Source organism: Ferribacterium limneticum, from assembly GCF_020510565.1.
Lineage (GTDB): Bacteria > Pseudomonadota > Gammaproteobacteria > Burkholderiales > Rhodocyclaceae > Azonexus > Azonexus limneticus_B.
The window spans coordinates 1,651,836-1,674,277 of sequence record NZ_CP075189.1; the positions used below are offsets into that span (position 1 = coordinate 1,651,836).

The 22,442-nt window shown below is 62.1% G+C and carries 20 protein-coding genes; 16 read left to right on the forward strand and 4 right to left on the reverse strand.

Annotation, left to right across the window (positions count from 1 at the left end; translation table 11 throughout):
- Window positions 1–3: 3 nt before the first annotated feature.
- On the reverse strand, window positions 4–909 hold the full coding sequence (locus KI610_RS07985; RefSeq protein ID WP_226498115.1) for a MerR family transcriptional regulator: 906 nt from the start codon (window positions 907–909) through the stop codon (window positions 4–6).
- 108 nt (window positions 910–1,017) lie between these two features.
- On the opposite strand from KI610_RS07985, the gene KI610_RS07990 reads away from it, so the two are divergent.
- The 9 genes from KI610_RS07990 (at window position 1,018) to KI610_RS08030 (ending at window position 8,991) form a co-directional block, all read left to right on the forward strand.
- Window positions 1,018–1,578 (forward strand): glutathione peroxidase, encoded by a 561-nt coding sequence (locus tag KI610_RS07990; RefSeq protein ID WP_226498116.1) that lies wholly within the window; start codon window positions 1,018–1,020, stop codon window positions 1,576–1,578.
- Window positions 1,579–1,586: 8 nt separating this feature from the next.
- Complete coding sequence (locus KI610_RS07995) at window positions 1,587–2,909, forward strand: NAD(P)/FAD-dependent oxidoreductase (protein WP_226498117.1); 1,323 nt, start codon at window positions 1,587–1,589, stop codon at window positions 2,907–2,909.
- Between the two features lie 7 nt (window positions 2,910–2,916).
- The gene (locus KI610_RS08000) at window positions 2,917–3,678 is read left to right on the forward strand and encodes a DUF1365 domain-containing protein (RefSeq protein WP_226498118.1); all 762 of its coding nucleotides are present in this window, start codon (window positions 2,917–2,919) and stop codon (window positions 3,676–3,678) included.
- The gene (locus tag KI610_RS08005; protein ID WP_226498119.1) at window positions 3,675–4,859 is read left to right on the forward strand and encodes an SAM-dependent methyltransferase; all 1,185 of its coding nucleotides are present in this window, start codon (window positions 3,675–3,677) and stop codon (window positions 4,857–4,859) included. The genes KI610_RS08000 and KI610_RS08005 overlap by 4 nt, the downstream gene beginning before the upstream one ends.
- Window positions 4,860–4,926: 67 nt before the next feature.
- Window positions 4,927–5,427, forward strand: coding sequence for a chalcone isomerase family protein (locus KI610_RS08010; protein WP_226498120.1), 501 nt, complete (start codon window positions 4,927–4,929; stop codon window positions 5,425–5,427).
- A gap of 625 nt (window positions 5,428–6,052) precedes the next feature.
- Window positions 6,053–7,270: an MFS transporter gene (locus KI610_RS08015; protein WP_226498121.1), complete on the forward strand. Its 1,218-nt coding sequence runs from the start codon at window positions 6,053–6,055 to the stop codon at window positions 7,268–7,270.
- Window positions 7,271–7,273: 3 nt separating this feature from the next.
- Window positions 7,274–7,795, forward strand: coding sequence for a DUF3833 domain-containing protein (locus KI610_RS08020; protein ID WP_226498122.1), 522 nt, complete (start codon window positions 7,274–7,276; stop codon window positions 7,793–7,795).
- A 10-nt stretch (window positions 7,796–7,805) separates the two neighbouring features.
- Window positions 7,806–8,567 carry an SDR family NAD(P)-dependent oxidoreductase gene (locus KI610_RS08025; RefSeq protein ID WP_226498123.1) on the forward strand — a complete coding sequence of 254 codons (762 nt, stop codon included), beginning with the start codon at window positions 7,806–7,808 and terminating at the stop codon, window positions 8,565–8,567.
- 1 nt (window position 8,568) lies between these two features.
- Window positions 8,569–8,991 (forward strand): nuclear transport factor 2 family protein, encoded by a 423-nt coding sequence (locus KI610_RS08030; protein ID WP_226498124.1) that lies wholly within the window; start codon window positions 8,569–8,571, stop codon window positions 8,989–8,991.
- A gap of 71 nt (window positions 8,992–9,062) precedes the next feature.
- Here KI610_RS08030 and KI610_RS08035 read toward each other — a convergent pair whose 3' ends face one another.
- Window positions 9,063–9,599, reverse strand: a complete 537-nt coding sequence (locus KI610_RS08035) for a phasin family protein (RefSeq protein ID WP_226498125.1) — start codon at window positions 9,597–9,599, stop codon at window positions 9,063–9,065.
- Window positions 9,600–10,037: 438 nt separating this feature from the next.
- Between KI610_RS08035 and KI610_RS08040 the strand changes: the two genes are divergently transcribed.
- Window positions 10,038–11,252 (forward strand): BaiN/RdsA family NAD(P)/FAD-dependent oxidoreductase, encoded by a 1,215-nt coding sequence (locus tag KI610_RS08040; RefSeq protein ID WP_226498126.1) that lies wholly within the window; start codon window positions 10,038–10,040, stop codon window positions 11,250–11,252.
- A 7-nt stretch (window positions 11,253–11,259) separates the two neighbouring features.
- On the opposite strand, the gene KI610_RS08045 is transcribed toward KI610_RS08040, so the two are convergent.
- A complete protein-coding gene (locus KI610_RS08045; protein ID WP_226498127.1) occupies window positions 11,260–12,876 on the reverse strand; it encodes an NAD(P)/FAD-dependent oxidoreductase in 1,617 nt (538 codons plus the stop codon).
- Between the two features lie 18 nt (window positions 12,877–12,894).
- The gene (locus KI610_RS08050; protein WP_226498128.1) at window positions 12,895–13,350 is read right to left on the reverse strand and encodes a c-type cytochrome; all 456 of its coding nucleotides are present in this window, start codon (window positions 13,348–13,350) and stop codon (window positions 12,895–12,897) included.
- A gap of 208 nt (window positions 13,351–13,558) precedes the next feature.
- Between KI610_RS08050 and KI610_RS08055 the strand changes: the two genes are divergently transcribed.
- The 6 genes from KI610_RS08055 (at window position 13,559) to KI610_RS08080 (ending at window position 22,429) form a co-directional block, all read left to right on the forward strand.
- Window positions 13,559–14,230: a glutathione S-transferase gene (locus tag KI610_RS08055; protein WP_226498129.1), complete on the forward strand. Its 672-nt coding sequence runs from the start codon at window positions 13,559–13,561 to the stop codon at window positions 14,228–14,230.
- Between the two features lie 193 nt (window positions 14,231–14,423).
- Window positions 14,424–15,122 carry a Crp/Fnr family transcriptional regulator gene (locus tag KI610_RS08060; RefSeq protein ID WP_226498130.1) on the forward strand — a complete coding sequence of 233 codons (699 nt, stop codon included), beginning with the start codon at window positions 14,424–14,426 and terminating at the stop codon, window positions 15,120–15,122.
- A 221-nt stretch (window positions 15,123–15,343) separates the two neighbouring features.
- Window positions 15,344–16,612, forward strand: coding sequence for an HD-GYP domain-containing protein (locus tag KI610_RS08065; protein WP_226498131.1), 1,269 nt, complete (start codon window positions 15,344–15,346; stop codon window positions 16,610–16,612).
- Window positions 16,609–18,303, forward strand: a complete 1,695-nt coding sequence (locus KI610_RS08070; RefSeq protein ID WP_226498132.1) for an ATP-binding protein — start codon at window positions 16,609–16,611, stop codon at window positions 18,301–18,303. Before KI610_RS08065 ends, KI610_RS08070 begins: the two co-directional genes overlap by 4 nt.
- Before the next feature lie 139 nt (window positions 18,304–18,442).
- A complete protein-coding gene (locus KI610_RS08075; protein ID WP_226498133.1) occupies window positions 18,443–18,865 on the forward strand; it encodes a VOC family protein in 423 nt (140 codons plus the stop codon).
- A gap of 168 nt (window positions 18,866–19,033) precedes the next feature.
- Window positions 19,034–22,429, forward strand: coding sequence for a transglutaminase family protein (locus tag KI610_RS08080; protein WP_226498134.1), 3,396 nt, complete (start codon window positions 19,034–19,036; stop codon window positions 22,427–22,429).
- Window positions 22,430–22,442 lie beyond the last annotated feature (13 nt).

Consider the following 22,442-nt stretch of genomic DNA (forward strand, 5'->3'; position numbering starts at 1 on the left):
CTTTCAGGTGTGTTGAAGGCGCCAGGTAGCCAGCGCCTCAAGCGCGTCGTCGAGCGTCGTGATCAGTTCGGCATCGCCTGTCCGGCTGATGCGGGCGACGCCGCCGCCGCCTGCCCATAACACCGTCTTCTCCGGCAGGACCAGGCGCAATTGTTGCAGCAGGCCGGGAATCTGCCGTTGCGGGAAGGCCTGCGAGAAGGAGAGGGCGACGATGTCGGCCTGATGGGCCTCGGCGGCGCGGCCGATTTCGAGCAACGGCATTTGCGTGCCGAGCGGAATGCACTCGGCGCCCTCCAGCGCGAACAGGGCTTCGACCATCAACAGGCCAAGCACGTGCTGTTCATCCGGCACGCTGGTCAGTAGCACACGCGGGCCGCGCGGACCGCCGGGCAGGGTGGCGATGGCCTGGCGCAACAGGCGCTTGGTCAGCTCGGTATACAGGTGCTCCTCAAAAACCTCGAAGCTGCCGTCTTCCCATTTTTCGCCGACTTGCCGCGTCAGCGGCGCAACCGTGTCCTGGACAAAGCGCTGCAAACCCTGCCGGGCCAGACGCTGTTGCATGGCTTGCTGATAGGCGGCGGTGTCGTGCTGTTTGATCAGGGCGAGCAATTCGCCCAGATCGCCGTCGTCGGCAGAAACATCGACCGCCACCGATTTTGTTCGGCGCGAGGTCAGCGCGCCCAGTTCCTCCGGCGGCGTGGCGATCAGCTTGCCGGGCCGGTGTCCGAGATCCATCAGGCGTTTTATCTGGCGCAGACGATCCACCTGCTCGGCTGGATAGCAGCGTTCACCATTGTTGTCGCGGCTGGGTACGGGAAAGCCGTAGCGACGTTCCCACATGCGCAGGACGTCCTTGGAGAGCCCGGTGTCGCGCTCGACGGCGGCAATATTAAAAGTGACGGCATTCATGGTTGTCCTGAACAAATGTTAGACAAAACGTTGACAAGTGATTCTTTGGTGGCTATCTTACGAACAAACGTCCATTTTGTCTAGGACAAAACAAGTAAGGAGCTGAACATGTTTTCAAGTCTCAAACGCTGGATCGGTATCGCCGGGCTGCTGTCGGCAGGCATTCTGCCGGCGGCAGCGGCTGGCGAGTGCCCGGCCTTGCTCAACCACGACTTCACAAGCCTGCAGGATGGCAAGCCGATGCCGCTTTGCCAGTACGCCGGCAAGGTGATCCTGGTCGTCAATACCGCCAGTTATTGCGGTTTCACATCGCAATACGATGGTCTGGAAAAGCTCTATACGCGTTTGAACGACAAGGGACTGGTTGTCCTCGGCTTTCCTTCCAACGATTTTGGCGAGCAGGAGCCGGGCAGCGAGAAGGAAATTGCCGAATTCTGCCGCCTGACCTACGGCGTCGAGTTCCCGATGGTTGGCAAGACGGTGGTCAAGGGCAAGGGCGCCAACCCCTTCTACCTGAAGCTGGCCCAAGTGACGGGGAGCCGGCCGAAGTGGAATTTCCACAAATACTTGATCAGCCGCGATGCAACCCAGGTCGTCGCCTACACCAGCTTCACCAAGCCGGATGACAAGGATCTGCTGAAGCAAATCGACGAATTTCTCGGCAAGTAGGGGCAAGCATGACAACAAGAAAACGCATCGCTGTCGTTGGCGCCGGCATTTCCGGGCTGGCCAGTGCCTGGCTGCTCAGCCGCGAGCATGACGTGACGCTGTTCGAAGCCGGTACTTATCTGGGCGGCCATACCAACACCGTCGACGTGACTTTGGAGGGCAAAACACATCCGGTTGATACGGGATTCCTTGTTTTCAATGACAAGACTTACCCCAATCTGATCGCGATGTTCGAGTTGCTTGGCGTCGACAGCGTCGAAACCGAAATGTCCTTCGCGGTCAGTCTGGAAAACCCCGATCTCGAATGGGCGGGCAGCAATCTGGCGACGGTTTTCGGGCAAAGGCGCAATCTGTTCCGCCCGCAGTTCTGGTCCATGCTGAGCGACATCCTGCGCTTCAACCGTGAAAGCACGGCGTGGCTGGCGGAGTATCCGGAGAGCGAAATCAGCCTCCAGGATTTCCTCGACGACGGCCGCTATTCGCGCGCCTTTGCCGACTGGTATCTGCTGCCGATGGCCGCTGCCATCTGGTCATGCCCGACCGGGCAGATGCGCGCCATGCCGCTCGCCACCTTTATCCGCTTCTGCCAGAACCACGGTTTGCTGCAGGTCTTCAACCGGCCGCTGTGGCGGACTGTGCAGGGCGGCGGTCGTGCCTATGTGCGAAAAATTGCCAACTGCCTCATCGCCAATGGCGGTGAAATCCACCTTGCTTGCCCGGTCAGCGCCGTAAGCCGCGAAGGTGATCGGCTCAAGGTGATGCATGTCACCGGCAGCGAGCATTTCGATCAGGTCGTCATGGCCTGCCACAGCGATCAGGCGCAGGCCATCCTCGGCTTTACCGCGACCGATGGCCAGCGTGAGGTGCTGTCGGCCATCCGCTATCAGCCTAACCGGGCCATATTGCACACCGACCGCGCGCTGCTGCCGCGCGACGAGAAGCTGTGGTCAGCGTGGAATTACTTTGCCGGCAGCGGTGAGCCAGGGGAGCAGCCGGTCGGCGTCTCCTACCTGATCAACAAGTTGCAGCCGCTGCCGTTCGAGACGCCGGTTGTCGTCACGCTCAACCCGGCGCGCGAGCCGGACCCGGCTAAAGTGCTCGCCGAGTTCGAGTACGCCCACCCGATTTTCGACGCGCCGGCCATTGCCGCCCAGCAACGGTTGGCGCAGGTTCAAGGCGAGAACGGCATCTGGCTGGCCGGTGCCTGGGGCAGCTACGGTTTCCACGAAGATGGGCTGAAATCGGCACTGCGTGTCGTCAATGGCCTCGGTGTCATGGCGCCGTGGCAAGTTGATGCGGCCGTCGTCAAGCCCGGGCTGGAAACGGTCTGAGCCGGCCATGAACCGCCCGCGCCTCTTCCTCGGCCATGTCATGCACCGACGCCTGCGGCCGGCGGTCAATGCCTTTGTCTATCCGGTTTTCTACGTCCAGTTGCCGGTGCGCGACCTAGCCTTGGCAAATTGCCCGATTTTTTCGGTTGACCGTGGGAACGTGCTCAGCTTCCGCCAGAAAGACCATGGCCCCCGTGACGGCAGCCCCTTGTTGCCGTGGATACAGGCGCAACTGCGCCAACACGGCCTGCCCGACGACGGCGAAATCACGCTGCAATGCTTCCCGCGGGTTTTTGGTTTCGTCTTCAATCCGGTCAGCTTCTGGTTCTGCCGCAACGTCGAGGGCGCTCTGATCGCCGTGCTGGCCGAGGTAAACAACACCTTCGGCGGCCATTACAGCTACCTGCTGCACAACGCCGACGGCTCGCCGTTGCGCGACGGTCAGGAACTGCGCGCGACCAAGGAATTCCACGTCTCACCGTTCAACGAAATCGAAGGCGGCTACCGTTTCCGTTTCCACCTCGACCGCCCAGTGCCGCTGGCCCGCATCGATTACGACGACGCCGATGGCGAACTGCTGCTCACTTCCATCTCGGGCAAGCCGCGCGCCTGGTCCACGGCGGCCTTGCTCGGCGCCTTCCTCAAAATGCCTTTCCTCACCGCCGGTGTGATGTTCCGCATCCACTGGCAAGCCTTGAAGCTGTGGCTGAAAGGGGTGCCGTTCCGCGGCGCCCACGTTCCTCAACCCCTCCGGGATTCGACAAAATGAACAACACGATGATTTTGCGCGGCAGCGAAAGACTGGCCCGCGACACCCGCCTGGTTTTCGACCTGCTCGAAAAACTGCAGGGCGGCATGCTCGAAATCCGTCTGCCGGGCGGCGCCAGTGCGCTGTTCGGCGACGGCGAACATGGTGTCACCATGCAGGTCCATGACGAAGCGATGTTCGGCCAGGTGCTGGCGCGCGGCGACATCGGTCTGGCCGAAGCCTATCTCGATGGTCAGTGGGATTCGCCCGACATCACGGGGCTATTGAGGCTGTTGGCGGCCAATCGTGAGCAGCTCAAGAAGGCCGTCTATGGCTCGTGGGGCAGCCTGATCGCCGCCCGCGTCCGTCACTGGCTCAACAGCAACAGCCGCAGCGGCAGCAAGCGCAACATCATGGCGCACTACGATCTCGGCAACGATTTCTACAAGCTGTGGCTCGACCCGAGCATGAGCTACTCGTCGGCCGTCTATCGCGAAGCCGACGACGGCTCGCTCGAAACGGCGCAACACGCCAAGTACCGCCGTATCCTCAATTGCCTGAAAGCTACACCCGGCCAGAACGTGCTCGAAATCGGCTGCGGCTGGGGCGGCTTCGCTGAAATGGCTGTGCAGGAAGGCTTGCGCACCACCGGCCTGACCCTCTCGCCGGCCCAGCTCGCCTGGGCGCAAAAGCGCGTGCCGAGCGCCGATCTGCGTTTGCAGGACTATCGCGATCTCGATGACCAATTCGACCACGTCGTTTCCATCGAAATGTTCGAAGCTGTCGGCGAACGCTGGTGGCCGACCTACTTCAAGACGGTCGCCAAGGCGCTCAAGACCGGGGGCAGGGCGGTTGTCCAGAGCATCACCATCCGCGACGACATCTTCCCGGAATACCGGCGCAGCACCGATTTCATCCAGCAATACATCTTCCCCGGCGGCATGCTGCCCTCGCGAGCAGCCTTCCGCGCGGCCGCTGCCAAACAGGGCCTGATCGTCCGCAACGAATACGCCTTCGGTCACGACTACGCCAAGACCTTGGCCGAATGGCGCCACGCCTTCGAAGCCAACTGGCCGGAAATCCAGAAGCTCGGTTTCGACGAGCCCTTCCGCCGACTCTGGCGCATGTATCTTTGCTATTGCGAGGCCGGTTTCCTGGCCGGGAATATCGATGTCGTCCAATTTGAACTCACGCATCGTTGATCTGGTGGCGCCGGGAGCTCGCGCCAGCGAGTTCCACGGTCAACCGGAAAAAGCGGCCAAAAATGAAATGGCCTCGGGGCTGCGTCGTCGGCTTTTGCTGGCGCTCGCCGTGGCGCCGTTCGCCGCGTTTGCCAATGCCGATCCGACGGCTGGCCTCAAGCGCTGGGGCAATGGCGAGTTTCGTCGCTTCGGCTTTCTCGTTTATGAAGCGACGCTGTGGGCGGGGGATGATCCGCAACGGCCGCCGTTGGCGTTGCGGCTTGATTACAAGCGGACGCTTGCCGGAGCGGCGATTGCCGAGGCGAGTGTCAAGGAAATGCGGGCGCTGGGGGCGGATGAGGCTTCCCTCAAGCGCTGGGGCGAGCTGATGACGCGGATTTTCCCGGACGTGAAGGAAGGGGATTTCATCGTTGGGCAATACGAACCTGGTGTTGCGCGTTTTCATTTCAATGGTCGTTTGGTTGGGGAAGTTGCCGACGCCGATTTTGCGCGGGCGTTTTTTGGCATTTGGCTTGATGCGAAGACCAGTGCGCCGGGGTTGCGGGCGGCGCTGTTGAGGCGGGTTTGATGACTTTTGTTCCTCCGGGGCAGGCTTGGGTTTCCGCCTTGCTGGCGGGCGTACTTTCTTTTGCTTCGCCAAAAGAAAGTAGCCAAAGAAAAGGCGACCCCGAGGGCGGCGCCGGCGTTGCCGGTTCCTTGCGCTACTCGAAACGCCGGGCGGCTGCGGAACTCGGGCTTCGCCCTCAAACAGTCCTCGCCGACTGCCCCCGGCCTTCCTGCGTTGCTCAGCGCCTTCCACGGGGACCCCAAAGGCGTCCGGGATTGACCGATGTAGCGCAAAAAACTGGTTTCCACGGTCAACCGGAAAAAACGGCCAAAAATGAAATCGACACCTATTCCAGCCCGCCCGCCTTGCCCCTCCCCCTGACAAGGGGGAGGCCGGGAGGGGGTTTGCTTTTCAACCCCTTGAGAGGTGCCGAGCAACGCAGGGGCTGGCGGATAAAGGGCGAGGACTGTCTGAGGGCGAAGCCCGAGTTCCGCAGCCCCCGCCAGAACCGAGTAGCGCAGGGAACCGGCGCAGCCGGCACCGACCCAGGGTCGCCTTCTTTTTGCTTACTTTTTCTTGGCGAAGCAAGAAAAAGTGAGACGCCCCGCAAGGGCGGAACCACCTGCCAATCGTCAGGCACCAAGCCATGACCAACGGCCGCATCCTCTCCTATGGCCTGCTAGGCCTCCCCCTGGCCTTCGCCGCGCTCCCCATCTACGTCCACGTTCCCCGTTACTACGCCGAATCCACCGGCATGGAGCTGGCGCTGCTCGGCTTCATCCTCCTCGGTGCCCGCCTGCTCGACGCCGGCATCGACCCCTGGCTCGGCTGGCTGGCCGACCGTGTTTCCCGCCCGCGCATGGTGGCGCTGGCTTTGCTGCCCTTCGCCATCGGCTTCGTCGCGCTGCTCAACCCGCCGGTCGAACACGCCGCACTCTGGCTGCTCGGCTCGCTGGCGCTGACCTACCTCGGCTTCTCGGCCGCCAGCGTCGCCTATCAGGCCTGGGGGGCGGACATTGGCGAGGATTCCTCCCTGAGAACCCGGTTGACCGCAGCAAGGGAAGGCTTCGGTCTGCTCGGTGTCGTCCTCGCCGCAGCATTGCCGGCCGTGCTGGCAGCCAGTTTGAGTGACGGGATTGCACGCCTGAGCTGGATACTGCCGCCGCTGTTGCTGATCGCTGCGGTCACGACCTTCAGCCGAGTCGGCGTCGGCAAGCCGGTACTCGCCGCCAGCCAACCCTTGCTACCCAGCTTGCGCCGCGTCTTCGCGGACGATGCCTTCCGTCGCCTGCTCATCGTCTTCGTCGCCAACGGCATCGCTGCCGCGCTACCGGCCACGCTTTTCCTGTTCTTCGTCGCTGACGTGTTGCAGGCCGAATCGGCCAGTGGCCCGCTGCTCGCCCTGTACTTCATTGCCGGCGCCGCTTCGCTACCGCTCTGGGTGATGCTCTCGGCCCGGCGCGGGCGCGTCTTCGCCTGGCTGCTGGCGATGGGCGTTTCCATCGTCGCCTTCGCCGGTGCCAGTCTGCTTAGTTCTGGCGATGTCTGGCTATTTGCCATCATCTGCATCGCCTCCGGGCTGGCGCTCGGTGCCGATTTGGCCCTGCCGGCCGCCATCGCCGCCGACCTCGGCGAACGCCAAGGTCAGGCCGGGGCCTGTTTCGGTGTGTGGAATTTCGTTGCCAAGCTCAACCTGGCGCTCGCCGCCGGGCTTTCACTACCTCTGCTCGGTGCGCTCGGCTATGTGCCGGGCGGTAGCGCCGGGTTGCCTGCCCTGACCTTTGCCTACGCGTTGTTGCCGCTCGCCTTCAAGGCGCTGGCCGGCGGGCTGCTCTGGCGCTGGCGCCATTCTCTGGAGATCTGAATCATGAAACTCTTGCTCGCTGCTGCCTTCACCCTCGGCCTGGCCGGCTGCGCCTCGACCGGCGTCGAACAATACCGCGCCGAACAGCCGGCTCTCGATCTCAAGACTTATCTGAACGGTACGCTCGACGCTTGGGGTGTTTTCCAGGGCCGGGGTGGTGAGGTGCAAAAACGCTTCCATGTCGTCATCGACGCCAAGTGGAATGGCGACACCGGCGTCCTCGACGAGAACTTCAAATGGTCCGACGGCACCACCTCGCGCCGCGTCTGGACGCTGACCAAACAGGCCGACGGCACTTTCCGCGGCCGGGCGGACGATGTTGTCGGCGAGGCGATCGGCGAAGTTTCCGGCAATGCCCTGCGCTGGCGTTACGTGCTGGCGCTGCCGGTCGACGGCAAGGTGTACAACGTCGATTTCGACGACTGGATGTTCCTGATGGACGAGAAGGTCATGATGAACCGCTCCTACATGTCGAAGTGGGGCTTCAACCTGGGCGAAGTGACGCTGACCTTCGTCAAGCGCTAGGGCGGTGCCCATGTCTTCCAACCCGATCATCTCCGACTGGAAGGGCAAGTGCGTCTGGCTCGTCGGCGCATCGAGCGGCATCGGCGCCGCCATTGCCCGCGAATTGGCCGGGCGCGGCGCCCGGGTGGCCCTGTCGGCCCGCAGTGCTGACAAGCTTCTGGCACTGGGCATCGCGGATGCCTTGCTGCTGCCCTGTGATGCGACTGATGTCGCCAGCCTCGCGGACGCCCGGCAATCAATTCTGGAAATCTGGGGCGGCATCGATCTCGTTGTCTATCTGGCCGGCGACTACGTCCCGATGCGCGCCGACAACTTCGATCTGGCCGTCGCTGAAAAGGTGGTCACCGTCAATTTCAATGCCGCCATGCGCCTTGCCGCAACCGTGCTCGGCGACCTCAAACCGGGCGGCGGCATCGCCTTCGTCGCCAGCGTCGCCGGCTACCGCGGCCTGCCCAAGGCGCTTTGCTACGGGCCGGGCAAGGCGGCGCTCATTCATTTCGCCGAAGTGCTGCATCTCGATCTCGCACCGAAAGGCATCGGCGTCTGGGTGATCAACCCCGGCTTCGTTTCAACCCAACTGACAGCGAAAAACGATTTCGCCATGCCAGCACTGCTGACGCCGGAACAGGCAGCGATTGCCACGGTCGACGGCTTTAAGTCGGCGAATTTCGAAATCCATTTCCCAAAGCGCTTTACCCGCCTCATGAAGCTTTTCGCCCTGCTGCCTTACCGCTGGTATTTCCCGCTCATTCGCCGCTTCACCGGAGGCTGACATGACACTCGACGAACTGATCGTCTTCTACAACGAATTCGCCCCGGCCAGCGTCGCCCGCTTTCCCGAGTTTTACAGCGACGATGCCTATTTCAAGGACCCGTTCAATGAAGTGCGCGGCCTGCCGGCCATCCAGCGCATCTTCACCCACATGTTCGGACAGGTTGCCGAGCCGCGTTTCGTCGTCACCGAAAAGGTCGCTGACGATAAGGGCGCGATGCTGGTCTGGGAGTTTTATTACCGCGTGAAGCTGTGGGGCAAGGGCGAGGCCCAGGTCATGCGCGGCGTCTCGCATCTCAAATTCGATGCCGACGGCAAGGTCTGCTACCACCGCGACTACTGGGATGCGGCCGAGGAGTTGTACATGAAACTGCCGGCCATCGGCACGCTCATGCGCGGCTTGCGACGCATGCTGGCCGCCTGAGTTTTCAGGCGAGTCCCAAAGAAAAAGGCCCGCAGCGATGCGGGCCTTTCCAGTTCAGCGAGAGCTGAAAATTACTTGGACTTCTTGACAGCCTTGGCGGTGGCGCTGGTAGCGGCAGCCATGTTGGTCTGGGCCATTTCGGTCACTTGCTTGGCGGTCTTGCGCATGTTGTCGAAAGCCGAGTTGGCGGCAGCGATGGCGCTCTGAACGGCAGCAACGGCAACGTCGGAACCAGCCGGGGCAGACTTGGCAGCCTTTTCGAGCATGGAAGCAACGTTCTTCTGGAAGTCGCCGAATTGGGCTTCAACCATCTTGGCCAGTTGTTCCTGGGTTTCGGTGGAGATTTCGTAAACCGACTTGGAGTAGGCAACAGCCTTCTCGACGCTCGGCTGGGCCAGGGAAGCCTGGATGGACAGGGCTTCTTGCGGATCCTTGGCACCCATCAGGGCCTTGGCGTTGGAGACGGAGTCTTCCAGCACGGAACGGGCGGTTTCAAGATTCAGGCTGGCGATGCGCTCGGCGGAAGCCAGGGCGGTGTTGGCGACGGACAACAGGGAATCAACGGCGGCTTTGTTAGCGGCGGCGAACTGCTCGGGATTGATGGACATCGGACGCTCCTTGAAATGGGTAAGTAAATAATTGCTGCGGGGTGCATTGTAACAATGTTTTTAACAAAATGCTGCAATGCAGCAATGTCGCCGGTATGGCCTGGGTAAAGAGTTTCGGGCCAGTGTGACAAACATCTGTTTCAAACGTATTGCATAAATGTGATTTCAGAATCGGCAATTTTCTGGTGAAAATGCCTGAAAAGCATTCTGCCATCGTTATTCCGTGTGATTTCTGAAACAGTATTTCGGCCGGATCGGCGTCTGAGGATTATGCATTACGAATGTGCATTTGGGTTGTTGCGTTTACAACAAATGATTTCCCCGCTAGGCGAAATGTGCCTCGATTTGGTGCCGCAATGCGGTCAAGCCGGTCAGCGTTGCCCCGGGTGATAGAATCCGCCCCGTTTCAGTGCAAGCTATCTCTCCCGATCGGACCCCATGCATTTCGACATCATCGTTATTGGCGCCGGCGCGGCCGGCATGATGTGTGCGGCCCAGGCCGGGGCGCGCGGCCGGCGCGTGCTGCTCGTCGATCACGCCGCGACGCTCGGTGAGCGCATCCGCATCTCGGGTGGCGGGCGTTGCAATTTCACCAATCGCACAGTCAGTGCCGACAACTACCTGTCGCAGAATCCGCATTTCTGCCGTTCGGCACTGGCGCGCTTCTCGCAGTTCGATTTCATCGCCATGATGGACAAGCGGCGCATCGCCTATCACGAGCGCGAACATGGCCAACTGTTCTGCGACGATTCGGCCGAGCAGATCATCGACATGCTGCGCGATGCCTGCGACGACGCCGGCGTCCAATGGGCCTTCCCTTGTGCTGTGCAGCACATCGAACGCCATCCAGGCGAGGCAGCCAGACGTTACACGGTCGACACGGAAAATGGCCGTTTTTCCTGCCAGTCGCTAGTCGTCGCCACCGGTGGGCTGGCCATTCCAAAAATCGGCGCCAGCCCGTTCGGCTACCGCCTGGCCGAGCAGTTCGGCATTCCCGTCGTCGCGCCCAAACCGGCCCTCGTGCCGCTGGCGCTGGGGCCCGAGGTGCTCGAACCGATCAAGCCGCTGGCCGGATCGACGCTCGACGCCGTTGCCCAATTTGACGGCGCGCAGTTCCGCGAAAACGTGTTGATCACCCACCGCGGCCTGTCCGGCCCGGCCATCCTGCAAATTTCGAGCTACTGGCAGATGCAGGAGTACCGCAGCGGCAAGAAGCAGCCCGTCGAGATCGACCTGCTGCCCGGCCTCGATGCCGGTGCCTGGCTCGAGGAGCACCGGCAGGGCCGGGTGCATCTGCCCAATCTGCTGGCCGAACGTCTGCCCCGCCGCTTCGCCCACGAATGGTGTGCGCTGCTCGGCGGCGAAAAAATCGTGACGCGGCCGATTGGCGAACTGGGCCGCCGCGATCTCGAGATGATTGCCGGCAAGCTCAACGCCTGGCCGCTCATGCCGGCCGGTACGCTGGGTTTTGCCAAGGCCGAAGTAACGCTGGGCGGCGTATCGACCGATGCGCTGTCGTCGAAAACCATGGAAGCCAAGGCGGCGCCGGGCTTGTTCTTTATCGGCGAAGTCGTCGACGTCACCGGCTGGCTGGGCGGCTACAACTTCCAGTGGGCGTGGTCGTCCGGCTGGGTGGCCGGGCAGTTTGCCTGAAGCCTGACTAGCTCTGTCCAGCCATCGACAGCGCCACCGCTTCGGCGACCTTGATGCCATCCACCCCCGCCGACAGAATCCCGCCAGCGTAACCGGCGCCTTCGCCGGCCGGATAGAGGCCGCGGGTGTTGATACTCTGGTAATCGGCGCCGCGTTTGATTCGGATCGGTGACGAGGTACGCGTCTCGACGCCGGTCAGGATGGCGTCGGCCATGGCGAAACCGCGAATCTGCTTGTCGAAGGCCGGGATGGCTTCGCGCAGGGCGTCGATGACGTAGGCCGGGGCGCAACTGGCCAGGTCGGTCATGTGCACGCCCGGCTGGTAAGACGGATCGACTTCTCCTAATTGTGTAGACGGCCGACCGGCTAGGAAGTCGCCGACGCGCTGGGCCGGGGCGGCGTAGTTGCTGCCGCCGGCGACGAAGGCGGCCGATTCCCATTGCCGCTGGTACTCGATGCCGGCCAACGGATTGGTCTTGTAGTCGCCGGGGAAATCTTCCGGCTTCACTTCGACGACGAGCGCCGCGTTGGCGTTGCGTTCGGCGCGCGAATACTGGCTCATGCCGTTGGTCACGACGCGGCCTTCTTCCGAGGTGGCGGCGACGACCTGGCCGCCCGGGCACATGCAGAAACTGTAGGCGGCGCGGCCGTTGCCGCAGTGATGGACCAGCTTGTAGTCGGCGGCGCCGAGGATTTCGTTGCCGGCATTGGGGCCGAAACGGGCCTTGTCGATCATGGCCTGTGGGTGTTCGATGCGGAAGCCGATGGAGAAGGGCTTGGCCTCGATGAAAACGCCTTGTTCGTGCAGGGTCTGAAAGGTGTCGCGGGCGCTGTGGCCGACGGCGAGGACGACATGGTCGGTGGCGATGGTCTGGCCGTCGGCCAAGACCACGCCGCGCACCTGATGGTCATCGATGACCAGCCGCTCGACCTTGCTGCCGAAACGGACTTCACCGCCCAGATCGGTGATCGTCGCCCGGATGTTCTCGACCATTTTGACCAGCCGGAAAGTGCCGATGTGCGGCTTGCTGACGTACATGATCTCTTCCGGCGCGCCGGCCTTGACGAACTCTTCGAGCACCTTGCGGCCATGGTGCTGCGGGTCCTTGATCTGGCTGTAGAGCTTGCCGTCCGAGAAGGTACCGGCACCGCCTTCGCCGAACTGGACGTTCGATTCCGGGTTGAGCTTGTTGTTACGCCACAGGCCCCAGGTGTCCTTGGTCCGTTCGCGCACGGCCTTGCCGCGTTCGAGGATGATCGGTTTGAAGCCCATCTGGGCGAGGATCAGCCCGGCGAGCAGGCCGCAGGGGCCGGTGCCGATGATGACCGGGCGGGTCTTCAATTCGGCCGGCGCCTGGGCAACGAACTTGTAGTCGGTGTTCGGGCGCGGGCCGATGTTGCGGTCATCGGCCAGTTTTTTGAGCAGAGCCGGCTCGTCGCGAACATTGAAGTCGAGCGTGTAGATCAGCGTGATCGCCGATTTTTTGCGCGCATCGTAGCTGCGCTTGAAAATCGTGAAGTCGATCAGCTCGCCATCGGCAATCCCCAGCCGCTGGCAAAGCGCCGGGCGCAGCGCGTCCGCCGCGTGATCGAGCGGCAGCTTCAGTTCGGTCAGTCTCAACATGCGGAATTTCCCGGAATCTCAGCGTTCCTTGAACTGCTTGTGGCAGGTCTTGCAGGCTTCATGCACGGCGTCGTAAGCCTTTTCGACCTGCGCCTTGTCCTTGCTCTGGGCGGCGACGAGCAGGGCGTCGGTGGCGGTGATGAAGGCTTTCTTGTTCTTCTCGAATTCTTCCGGCTGCTTCCAGACCTCGGCCGTCGCCTTGGTCGGCGGGTAGTTGGTGTCCGCCCCAAAATAGTCCCACGGACCATCCCGCTTGGCGAGCAGGGCTTCGGCCATGGGCAGGAACTTGTCGGCCTTGTAGGTCTCCTTGCGCAGCATTACGCCCATCGGCTCAAAAGTCTTGACGATCTCCTTGAACGCCACCTGCCGGTGCTTGACCGGCTGCCCCGGCCGCGTGTCCTCGACCTCGCCGCAGGCGGTAAGCATTGCTGCGGTCAACAGGAAAAACAGGGGAAATTTCAAATGCTGGAACATGGCTGGCGATCGATGACAGGGCAGGGCCCGGGAGCGCGAATTATACGGGCTGCGGGCGTCCGACGCTGCATGGCAAACGCGGCAAAGCGGTGATCTGCGATTTCAAATTTGGCCGTTTTTTCCGGTTGACCGTAGCAATTGCCTTCCTCTGTTTCCCCATTGATTTGCGGTAAAGTTTGGCCAGTTTGTCCCAACCAAGGAGCGCGCCATGTTCGATCTCTACATCGGCAACAAAAACTACTCGTCGTGGTCGTTGCGGCCGTGGCTGCTGATGAAGCATTTCGCCATCCCCTTTACCGAGCACATGGTGTCGGTGGCCGGACGCGATTACAACGCGGCGCTCAAGCCGCTGGCCGGCAACGCCCGCGTACCCTGCCTGCACGAAGACGGTTTTCAGGTCTGGGAGAGCATCGCCATCGCCGAAACCCTGGCCGAACGCTATTCGCAGATGTGGCCGGCCGACGCCAGGGCACGGGCCAGGGCGCGCAGCATCTCGGCCGAAATGCACGCCGGCTTCGCCAAGCTGCGCACCGCCATGCCGATGAACCTCAAGTTCAGACTCAAGGGCAAGCCGGCGACCCCGGAAGTCCAGCGCGACATTGACCGCGTCGTCGAAATCTGGACGGAAGCGCGCAGCCAGTTTGCCACCGGCAACGGCCCTTGGCTGTTCGGCGAATTCTCGGTGGCCGACGCCATGTTTGCCCCTGTCGTCTGCCGCTTCAACGTCTACAACGTGCCCCTGCCGCCCGTCGCCGCCGCTTACCGCGACGCCCTGCTGGCCCATCCGGCGATGCTCGAATGGCACGCCGCGGCGCTCACCGAAACCGAGGCGCACGCCCATTACGATCAGCTGGCCGACGACTACGGCGGCCCGCGCTGACGGCTTCGCCCAAGCCTGTGCCGCAATAAACAAGCGGCAAATGGGCAGAATAATTTGCCTGCCTCGGGTTCAAAAGTGCTCGTGCATTGATTGCGGTTATCATGGCTTGAATTGATTCAAATCAAAAGCCACAATGCGGCCAATAAATGCCAAATGGATTAGCATTGAGCGCGATTAATAGCGAGGAGGCAGCATGCGGGATTTCCAGCCGGTACAAATCGAGAGCCTTTTAAGTCGTATTCCCCTGTTCGAGGGGCTGTCACCGGAAGAGCTCGCCAGAATGGCAAAAGGGACGCATGAACTGCGACTCGTCAAGGGTGACATGCTGTTTCGCCATGGCGATCCATGCACGGGATTTCATGTTTTGGTCTATGGCCAGATAAAACTGGCGCTTTCCTCGGCACAGGGCACCGACAAGGTGGTCGAGATCATTCAGCCGGGGCAGAGCTTCGGTGAAGCCATCATGCTCATGGACAAGCCGTATTTTGTCTTTGCCCAGGCGCTGAGCGACTCGCTCGTCCTGCATGTCTCAAAGGCGGCCCTTGATGAGGAGTTGCAGAGCGACCATGCTTTCGTCCGAAAAATGATGGCCGGCATGGCCATGCGCCTGCATCAGCTAATGACCGATGTTGAATCCTACTCATTGCATTCGGGAACCCAGCGCGTCATCGGTTACCTCATGCACGAACTGCCCGAAAGCGAGCATGGCGCCGAGAACGCCGTGCTTGAGCTTTCGTCGAACAAGGGCGTGATTGCCTCCCGGCTCAATCTGACCCAGGAGCATTTTTCGCGCATCCTGCATGACCTGAGCGAGCTTGGCCTGATCGTGGTTGAAGGCAAGCGGATTCGTATTCCCAGCGTGCCAAAACTGCAGAAGCATCAACCGGTCTGAGTGCCTCTTCATTTTCGAAGCTGCCCGCATAAAACGATGAAGCGGCACGTCGGATTCATCAAGACCGGCGTATCCGGCGATTGCAAAATTAGCCATTTTTTCCGGTTGACCGTGGAATGGCCGATTCGGTGAAGCCGACGCCGGGTTTCCGGCCTGGTGCCGGAGAGGGATAGAATGGGCCATTCGATTCCCCGCCTGTTGGCTACCCGCTAGCAAAAACCGTGAACAGCGATCCCACCATTGATGTCAGCGAACTTCGGATAGGGCTGTACGTCTATCTCGATCTGCGCTGGTTCGAGCATCCGTTTGCCCTCAGCCATTTCAAGATCAAGAATGAGGAACAGATCCGGACCATCCGCGGGCTGGGCCTCAAGCGCGTGCGCTACAGCCCGGAGCTGAGCGACCGCGAGAGCCCGGAGCAAACGCCGCCGGCCGCGCCGGCCAGGGATGAGGTCAGCCCGGTCATCGCCCAGGCGCTGGCGGCCAAGAAACAGATGATCGAGCGCATTCGCGTCCAGCGCGCTGCGGCAGCGCGCATCGAAAATGCCTTCATCGTGACCGCCAGCACCATCCGCGAGGTCGAAAAAAACATCCTGACCAAGCCGGCCGAGACGGTGAAAGCGGCCAATCAGCTGGTCGACCAGATTTCGGAATCCATCCTCAGCGCGCCGGAACTGGCCATTCACGTCATGGGCGACATGACCGGCGGCGAGGAGCTGTATTTTCACTCGCTCAACGTCACCATGTTGTCGCTCATGCTTGCCCGCGACCTCGGCGTGCCGCAGGAGGCGGTCACCGCACTCGGCATGGGCGCCATGTTCCACGACCTCGGGCGATCAGAAATTCCCAGCCGCATCCTGCTCAAGGTCGAGCCCCTGACGCAGGCCGAGCAACATCTCTTCGAGCAGCATTGCGATTACGGCGTGACGCTGGGCAAGCGTCTCGGCTTTGCGCCGCCCGTGCTCGCCATCATCCACCAGCATCACGAAATGTTCGACGGCTCGGGCTACCCGCAGCACCTCAAGGGCGACAGCATCAACCTGATGGCGCGCATTGTCGGGCTGGCCAACTACTACGACGAGCTGTGCAACCCGGTCAACATCGCCAACGCGCTGATGCCGCACGAAGCCCTGTCGCTCATGTTCGCCAAATTGCGCGGCAAGTTCGACCCGCGGCTGCTGCAACTGCTCATTCGTCGGCTCGGCGTTTATCCGCCGGGGACCGTGGTGCAGCTGTCGAATGGCGCCATGGCGATGGTGGCGACGGTCAATACCGGCCAGCCGATGAAGCCGATCCTCATTGTTTACGACGAATCGGTTCCCCGCGACGAGGCGATCCTGATCGACCTGTCGCAGGATTCCGACCTCAATATCGCCAAGGCGATCAAGCCGGCCCTGGTGCCGCGCCATATCTACAATTACCTGAGCCCCCGCAAGCGGGTCAGCTACTACTTCGACGCCAGCCAGGCGCAGGAGGGGACCAGGAAATGATCTCTCTCGAGCAAAAGATGCTCGATCACAGTGCCAGCATGGTTCTGCTGGTCGATCCCAACGGCTTGCAGATCGTCCGCGCCAACCGCCTGGCCGGACAGGTGCTCGGTTACACGGTGGAGGAGCTGCTGGCGCGCAAGATCATCGACATCGAAAGCTCGCTGCCGGATGTCTTTTACTGGGAGGAGGTCGCGGCGGGCAGCTTTACCGAAATCGAATGGCAGGAGGGGCTTTACTGCGGTGCCGACGGCGAGCTTATTGAAGTCTCCAAGTCGATCTCGCTGATTCAGCATGAGGACAAAACCTACCTCCTCGTTCAGGCCCGCGATATCCGCCAGGAGCGCAAGACCGAGGAGCAACTCGAGCAGACGCTGTCCCGCCTGCGCGCCACGCTCGAAGCCACCGGCAACGGCATTCTGGCCATCGACTGGCACGGCCGTATCGTCAGCATGAACCGGATGTTCTCGGCCATGTGGGCGATTCCCGATGAACTGCTCGAACAGCACAAGGACGACGCCGTCATCGACCACGTTTCTAGCCTCGTCAAGGAGCAGGCGGCCTGCCGGGAAAGGCTGAGCGCCATCGTGGACAGCGAGGCGAGCGACGAGCATTTCAACCTGGCCGATGGCCGGGTCTTCGAATGCAAGTCGCGGCCGCAATACCTCGGCGAACACATCGTCGGCCGTGTTTTCAGCTTTGCCGACGTGACCCGCCGGGTTGCCGCCGAAGACGCCCTGCGCGAATCGCGCGACGAACTCGAGCGGCGCGTCGAGCAGCGCACCGCCGAGCTGCAGTCGGCTAACAGCGATCTGCAGGCCGAGCGCGAACAGCAGGCGGCGCTGATCGCCCGTCTCGAAGAGGCGCAGAGCCAGTTGATCCAGTCCGAAAAGATGGCCTCCATCGGCCAGCTGGCGGCCGGCGTGGCGCACGAAATCAACAATCCCGTCGGCTTCGTCAAATCCAACCTCGGTACGCTGCAACGCTATATCGCGGACATCGGCAAGGTCCTCAACGCCTACGCCGAAATCGAGCACGAACTCGGCGAAGCCTCTCAGCTCAACGTCACGCAGTTGAAAAAGGAACTCGACCTCGATTACCTGCAGCAGGATCTCGAGGTCCTGCTGGCCGAAACCAACGACGGCGTCCAGCGCGTTCAGGACATCGTCCGCGACCTCAAGAATTTCTCCCACGTCAGCAGTTCCGAAATCGTCCTGGCCAACCTCGAAATGGGGCTAGACAGCACGCTCAACGTGGTCTGGAACGAACTCAAGTACAAGGCCAAGGTCGTCAAGGAATACGCTGCCATTCCGGAAATCATGTGCGCGCCGTCGCAGCTCAACCAGGTCTTCATGAACCTGCTCGTCAATGCCTCGCAGGCCATCGAAGAACACGGTCAGATCACCATCCGGACGGCCAGCAGCGCGGACGAAGTACGTGTCGAAATCGAAGACACCGGGCGCGGCATTCCGCCGGAAAACCTCAGTCGCATCTTCGAGCCATTCTTCACCACCAAACCGGTCGGCAAAGGCACCGGGCTGGGGCTTTCGCTGTCCTACGGCATCGTCAGGAAACATCATGGCCGCATTGAAGTGAGCAGCGAAGTCGGCAAGGGCACGCGCTTCACGGTCATTTTGCCGCGCCATGTTGATTATGCTGCCGGGGATTCCGCCGGGGAAAATGGCGCCAAGTGACCCGTTTGATACGCTGAGTTGCGGCGATTTTCGAGTGTAGCGGCCAGCCCGGACAGACTTCCACGGTCAACCGGAAAATTTGGCCAATTTTGAAATCGATACGCATAAAATTGCCGTCTGCAATCAGGCGCCAGAAATCATGAACCAGACCATCAGCTTCATCACCCTCGGCGTGTCCGATCTGGCCCGTAGCCGGGCTTTCTACAAGGCGCTGGGCTGGCAGGAATCATCTACCAGCCAGGAGGCGATTGCCTTCTATCAGGCCGGGTCGGTCGCCTTTGCCCTGTTCCAGCGCGAGGCGCTGGCCGAGGATGCGGCGGTGCCGTCGGCCGGTAGCGGTTTTCACGGTTTCACGCTGGCTCACAACGTGCCCTCAGAGGCGGCAGTGATCGCCACGCTGGAAGAAGCGGTAGCCGTCGGCGCGACGCTCGTCCGTCCGGCCGACAAGGTGTTCTGGGGCGGCTTTCGCGGTTATTTCGCCGACCCGGACGGCTTCCTCTGGGAAGTCTGCTTCAACCCCTTCGTGCCGCTCGATGCCGAAGGTTTCGGTAAACTTCCATAAATTCTCTAGCGGTACCACGGGGTGGTGCCGCACGTTTTTGGTGCGCCCGTCCTGTCATCAGGCTTTCATGAGGTGCGTGTGAAGATTTGGTTTATTTAAAAACAATGGCTTGCAAGGTGGTTCGCGTCTTGCTTTTAAGCTGTTAATCATTCTGTCTGGAGCAAGCTCGTGTCGATCCATGTCGCGCTGAATCACGTTACCCGTTATAACTACGATCGCCTGATCAACCTCGGGCCGCAGGTCGTTCGCCTGCGCCCCTGTCCGCATTCGCGGACCCGCATCCTGTCCTACTCGCTGAAGATCGGTCCGGACAAGCATTTCGTGAACTGGCAGCAGGACCCGCAGGGCAACTACCTGGCCCGCCTGGTTTTCCCGGAGAAGACCCGCGAATTCAGCATCGAGGTCGACATGGTGGCCGAGATGTCGGTCATCAATCCCTTCGACTTCTTCCTCGAAGACCACGCCGAGAAGATCCCCTTCGCCTACGAGGCCTGGGAACGCCACGAACTGACGCCCTACCTGCACAAGCTGCCGGAAACGCCCGAGCTCAAAAAGTACCTGGCCGGCATCTCGCGCGAGCCGCTGCGCAGCGTCGATTTCCTCGTTGCGCTGAACGCCAACCTGCAAAAGGCCATCGGCTACACCATCCGCATGGAACCGGGCGTCCAGACGCCGGAAGAAACGCTGACCAAGCGTACCGGCTCCTGCCGTGACTCGGCCTGGCTGCTCGTCCAGATCCTGCGCCACCTCGGCCTGGCAGCCCGTTTCGTTTCCGGCTACCTGATCCAGCTTACCGCCGACGTCAAGTCGCTTGACGGCCCCTCCGGCCCGGAAGCCGACTTTACCGACCTGCACGCCTGGGCTGAAGTCTACCTGCCGGGCGCCGGCTGGATCGGCCTCGACCCGACGTCCGGCCTGTTCGCCGGCGAAGGCCACATTCCACTCGCCTGCACGCCGGAACCCGGTTCCGCCGCGCCGGTCACTGGCGGCCTCGACGAATGCGAAACCGAGTTCTCGCACCACATGCAGGTCACCCGCATCTGGGAAGCGCCGCGCGTCACCAAGCCCTACACCGATGAACAGTGGCTCGAAATCGAAGGCCTCGGCCACCAGATCGACGACACACTCGGCAAGCTCGATGTCCGCCTGACGCAAGGCGGCGAACCGACTTTCGTCGCCGTCGACGACCCCGATGGCGCCGAATGGAACACCGCCGCCCTCGGCCCGACAAAGCGCATTTTCGCCGCCGACCTCTTCCACCGCCTGCGTGAAAAATACGCCCCGAACGGCCTTATGCACTTCGGTCAGGGCAAGTGGTACCCCGGCGAACAACTGCCGCGCTGGAGCCTGAACTGCTTCTGGCGCAAGGATGGCCAGCCGATCTGGAATGCGCCTGAACTGTACGCAAACGAAAGCGTCGATTACGGCGCCACGGCCGAGCACGCCCAACGCTTCCTCAAGCGCGTCGCCGAACGCCTGGGCATGACCTCCGACTACGTCTTCCCGGCCTTCGAGGACGTCTATTACCACATGTGGCGCGAGCGCCGTTTGCCAGGCAATGTCGATCCCTTCGATTCGCGCGTCGACGATGCCATGGAGCGTGAACGCCTCATGAAGGTGTTCACCCAGGGCATGACTTACACCGTCGGCCACGTCCTGCCGATCATGAAAAACGTCTGGAACCAGTGGCAGACCGGCCCGTGGTTCCTGCGTGCCGAACGTTGCTACCTGTTCCCCGGCGATTCGGCCATGGGCTACCGCCTGCCCTACGACTCGCAGCCATGGACGGCAACGAGCGACTACCCTTACGTCAATGTGCCCGATGCCGAAATGGCCACCGATCCGCTGGCCAGCTATGCCGCCCTGCGTAACCGCGTGAGCGGTGAAGCCGGTGCTCGCGAGCCGCAGATGCAGAGTCGCACCGGCAGCGCAGGTGCCGGCACAGGCGCCGCCGGCGCTGGTGCAGCCGCCGCCTCGGCGACCGGTGACGGCAAGGTCCGCCCGTGGGAAAAGCCGACTGAAACGATGCCGCGCTTCAAGGAGTCGGCCGGCTGGATCACCCGTCTGGCCATGTGTGCCGAGCCGCGCGACGGCCGTCTCTACGTCTTCATGCCGCCGACCGAAAAGCTCGACGACTATCTCGAAATCGTTGCCGCCGTTGAAGCGACGGCCGAAGAAATGAAAATGCCGGTCATCATGGAAGGCTATACGCCGCCGTCCGACCCGCGCCTGACGCATTTCAGCGTCACCCCCGACCCCGGTGTCATCGAGGTCAACGTCCATCCGGCACGCAGCTGGGATCAACTGGTCGACCAGACCACCCACCTCTATGAGGCGGCCCACTACTCGCGGCTGACCACCGAAAAGTTCATGGTCGATGGTCGCCACACCGGCACCGGCGGCGGCAATCACTTCGTCCTCGGCGGCGCCACGCCGAACGATTCGCCCTTCCTGCGTCGGCCGGACCTGCTCAAGAGCCTGGTCGCCTACTGGCACAACCATCCGAGCCTGTCCTACCTGTTCTCCGGCCTGTTCATCGGCCCGACCAGCCAGGCGCCGCGCGTCGATGAAGCGCGCAACGACAGCCTCTACGAGCTCGAAATCGCCTTCAAGCAGATTCCGCAGCCGGGCGGCGTCGTCCCGCCGTGGCTGATCGACCGCATCCTGCGCAACCTGCTCACCGACGTCACCGGCAACACGCACCGTTCCGAGTTCTGCATCGACAAGCTCTACTCGCCGGACGGCCCGACCGGCCGCCTCGGCCTGCTCGAGCTGCGCGCCTTCGAAATGCCGCCGCACGCCCGCATGTCGCTGGCCCAGCAACTGCTGCTCCGGGCCATGATCGCCCGCTTCTGGGAAACGCCCTACGAGCCGGCCCGCCTGGCCCGCTGGGGCACCGAGCTGCACGACCGCTTCATGCTGCCGTTCTACGCCGAGCAGGATTTCAAGGACGTCATGCAGGAAATGGCCGAGGCTGGCTTCGCCTTCAAGGCTGAATGGTTCGCCCCGCACTTCGAATTCCGCTTCCCGAAATACGGCGATTTCGCCGTCAAGGGCATGGAGTTCGAACTGCGTCACGCGCTGGAGCCCTGGCACGTCATGGGCGAGGAGGGCGGTGGTGGCGGCACTGTGCGCTACGTCGATTCCTCGGTCGAGCGCGTCCAGGTGCGTATCAAGGGCATGGCGCCCGACCGTTACGTGCTGACCTGCAACGGCGTTCCGGTACCGCTGCAGAACACCGGCATCAACGGCGAATTCGTTGCCGGCGTGCGCTACCGTGCCTGGCAGCCGGCGTCCTGCCTGCATCCGACCATCGGCGTCCATGCGCCGCTGGTCTTCGACATCGTCGATACCTGGATGCAGCGTTCGCTGGGCGGTTGCCAGTACCACGTGGCGCATCCGGGCGGGCGCAGTTTCGACACCTTCCCGGTCAATGCCTTCGAGGCTGAAAGCCGTCGTCTGGCCCGCTTCTTCCGCTTCGGCCACACCCCGGGCAAGCTGCAGGTCAAGGCGCCGGAGGTCAGCGCCGAGCACCCGTTTACGCTAGACTTGCGTCGGTTTTGACCAAAAAATCGGG

Coding starts and splice junctions, on each gene's coding strand:
- KI610_RS08000 (WP_226498118.1), top strand. CDS start 2,917: ATGAACCGCCCGCGCCTCTTCCTCGGCCATGTCATGCACCGACGCCTG.
- KI610_RS08060 (WP_226498130.1), top strand. CDS start 14,424: ATGCGGGATTTCCAGCCGGTACAAATCGAGAGCCTTTTAAGTCGTATT.
- KI610_RS08030 (WP_226498124.1), top strand. CDS start 8,569: ATGACACTCGACGAACTGATCGTCTTCTACAACGAATTCGCCCCGGCC.
- KI610_RS08015 (WP_226498121.1), top strand. CDS start 6,053: ATGACCAACGGCCGCATCCTCTCCTATGGCCTGCTAGGCCTCCCCCTG.
- KI610_RS08020 (WP_226498122.1), top strand. CDS start 7,274: ATGAAACTCTTGCTCGCTGCTGCCTTCACCCTCGGCCTGGCCGGCTGC.
- KI610_RS08040 (WP_226498126.1), top strand. CDS start 10,038: ATGCATTTCGACATCATCGTTATTGGCGCCGGCGCGGCCGGCATGATG.
- KI610_RS08025 (WP_226498123.1), top strand. CDS start 7,806: ATGTCTTCCAACCCGATCATCTCCGACTGGAAGGGCAAGTGCGTCTGG.
- KI610_RS08035 (WP_226498125.1), bottom strand. CDS start 9,599: ATGTCCATCAATCCCGAGCAGTTCGCCGCCGCTAACAAAGCCGCCGTT.
- KI610_RS08050 (WP_226498128.1), bottom strand. CDS start 13,350: ATGTTCCAGCATTTGAAATTTCCCCTGTTTTTCCTGTTGACCGCAGCA.
- KI610_RS08010 (WP_226498120.1), top strand. CDS start 4,927: ATGGCCTCGGGGCTGCGTCGTCGGCTTTTGCTGGCGCTCGCCGTGGCG.
- KI610_RS07995 (WP_226498117.1), top strand. CDS start 1,587: ATGACAACAAGAAAACGCATCGCTGTCGTTGGCGCCGGCATTTCCGGG.
- KI610_RS07985 (WP_226498115.1), bottom strand. CDS start 909: ATGAATGCCGTCACTTTTAATATTGCCGCCGTCGAGCGCGACACCGGG.
- KI610_RS08070 (WP_226498132.1), top strand. CDS start 16,609: ATGATCTCTCTCGAGCAAAAGATGCTCGATCACAGTGCCAGCATGGTT.
- KI610_RS08055 (WP_226498129.1), top strand. CDS start 13,559: ATGTTCGATCTCTACATCGGCAACAAAAACTACTCGTCGTGGTCGTTG.
- KI610_RS08005 (WP_226498119.1), top strand. CDS start 3,675: ATGAACAACACGATGATTTTGCGCGGCAGCGAAAGACTGGCCCGCGAC.
- KI610_RS07990 (WP_226498116.1), top strand. CDS start 1,018: ATGTTTTCAAGTCTCAAACGCTGGATCGGTATCGCCGGGCTGCTGTCG.
- KI610_RS08075 (WP_226498133.1), top strand. CDS start 18,443: ATGAACCAGACCATCAGCTTCATCACCCTCGGCGTGTCCGATCTGGCC.
- KI610_RS08045 (WP_226498127.1), bottom strand. CDS start 12,876: ATGTTGAGACTGACCGAACTGAAGCTGCCGCTCGATCACGCGGCGGAC.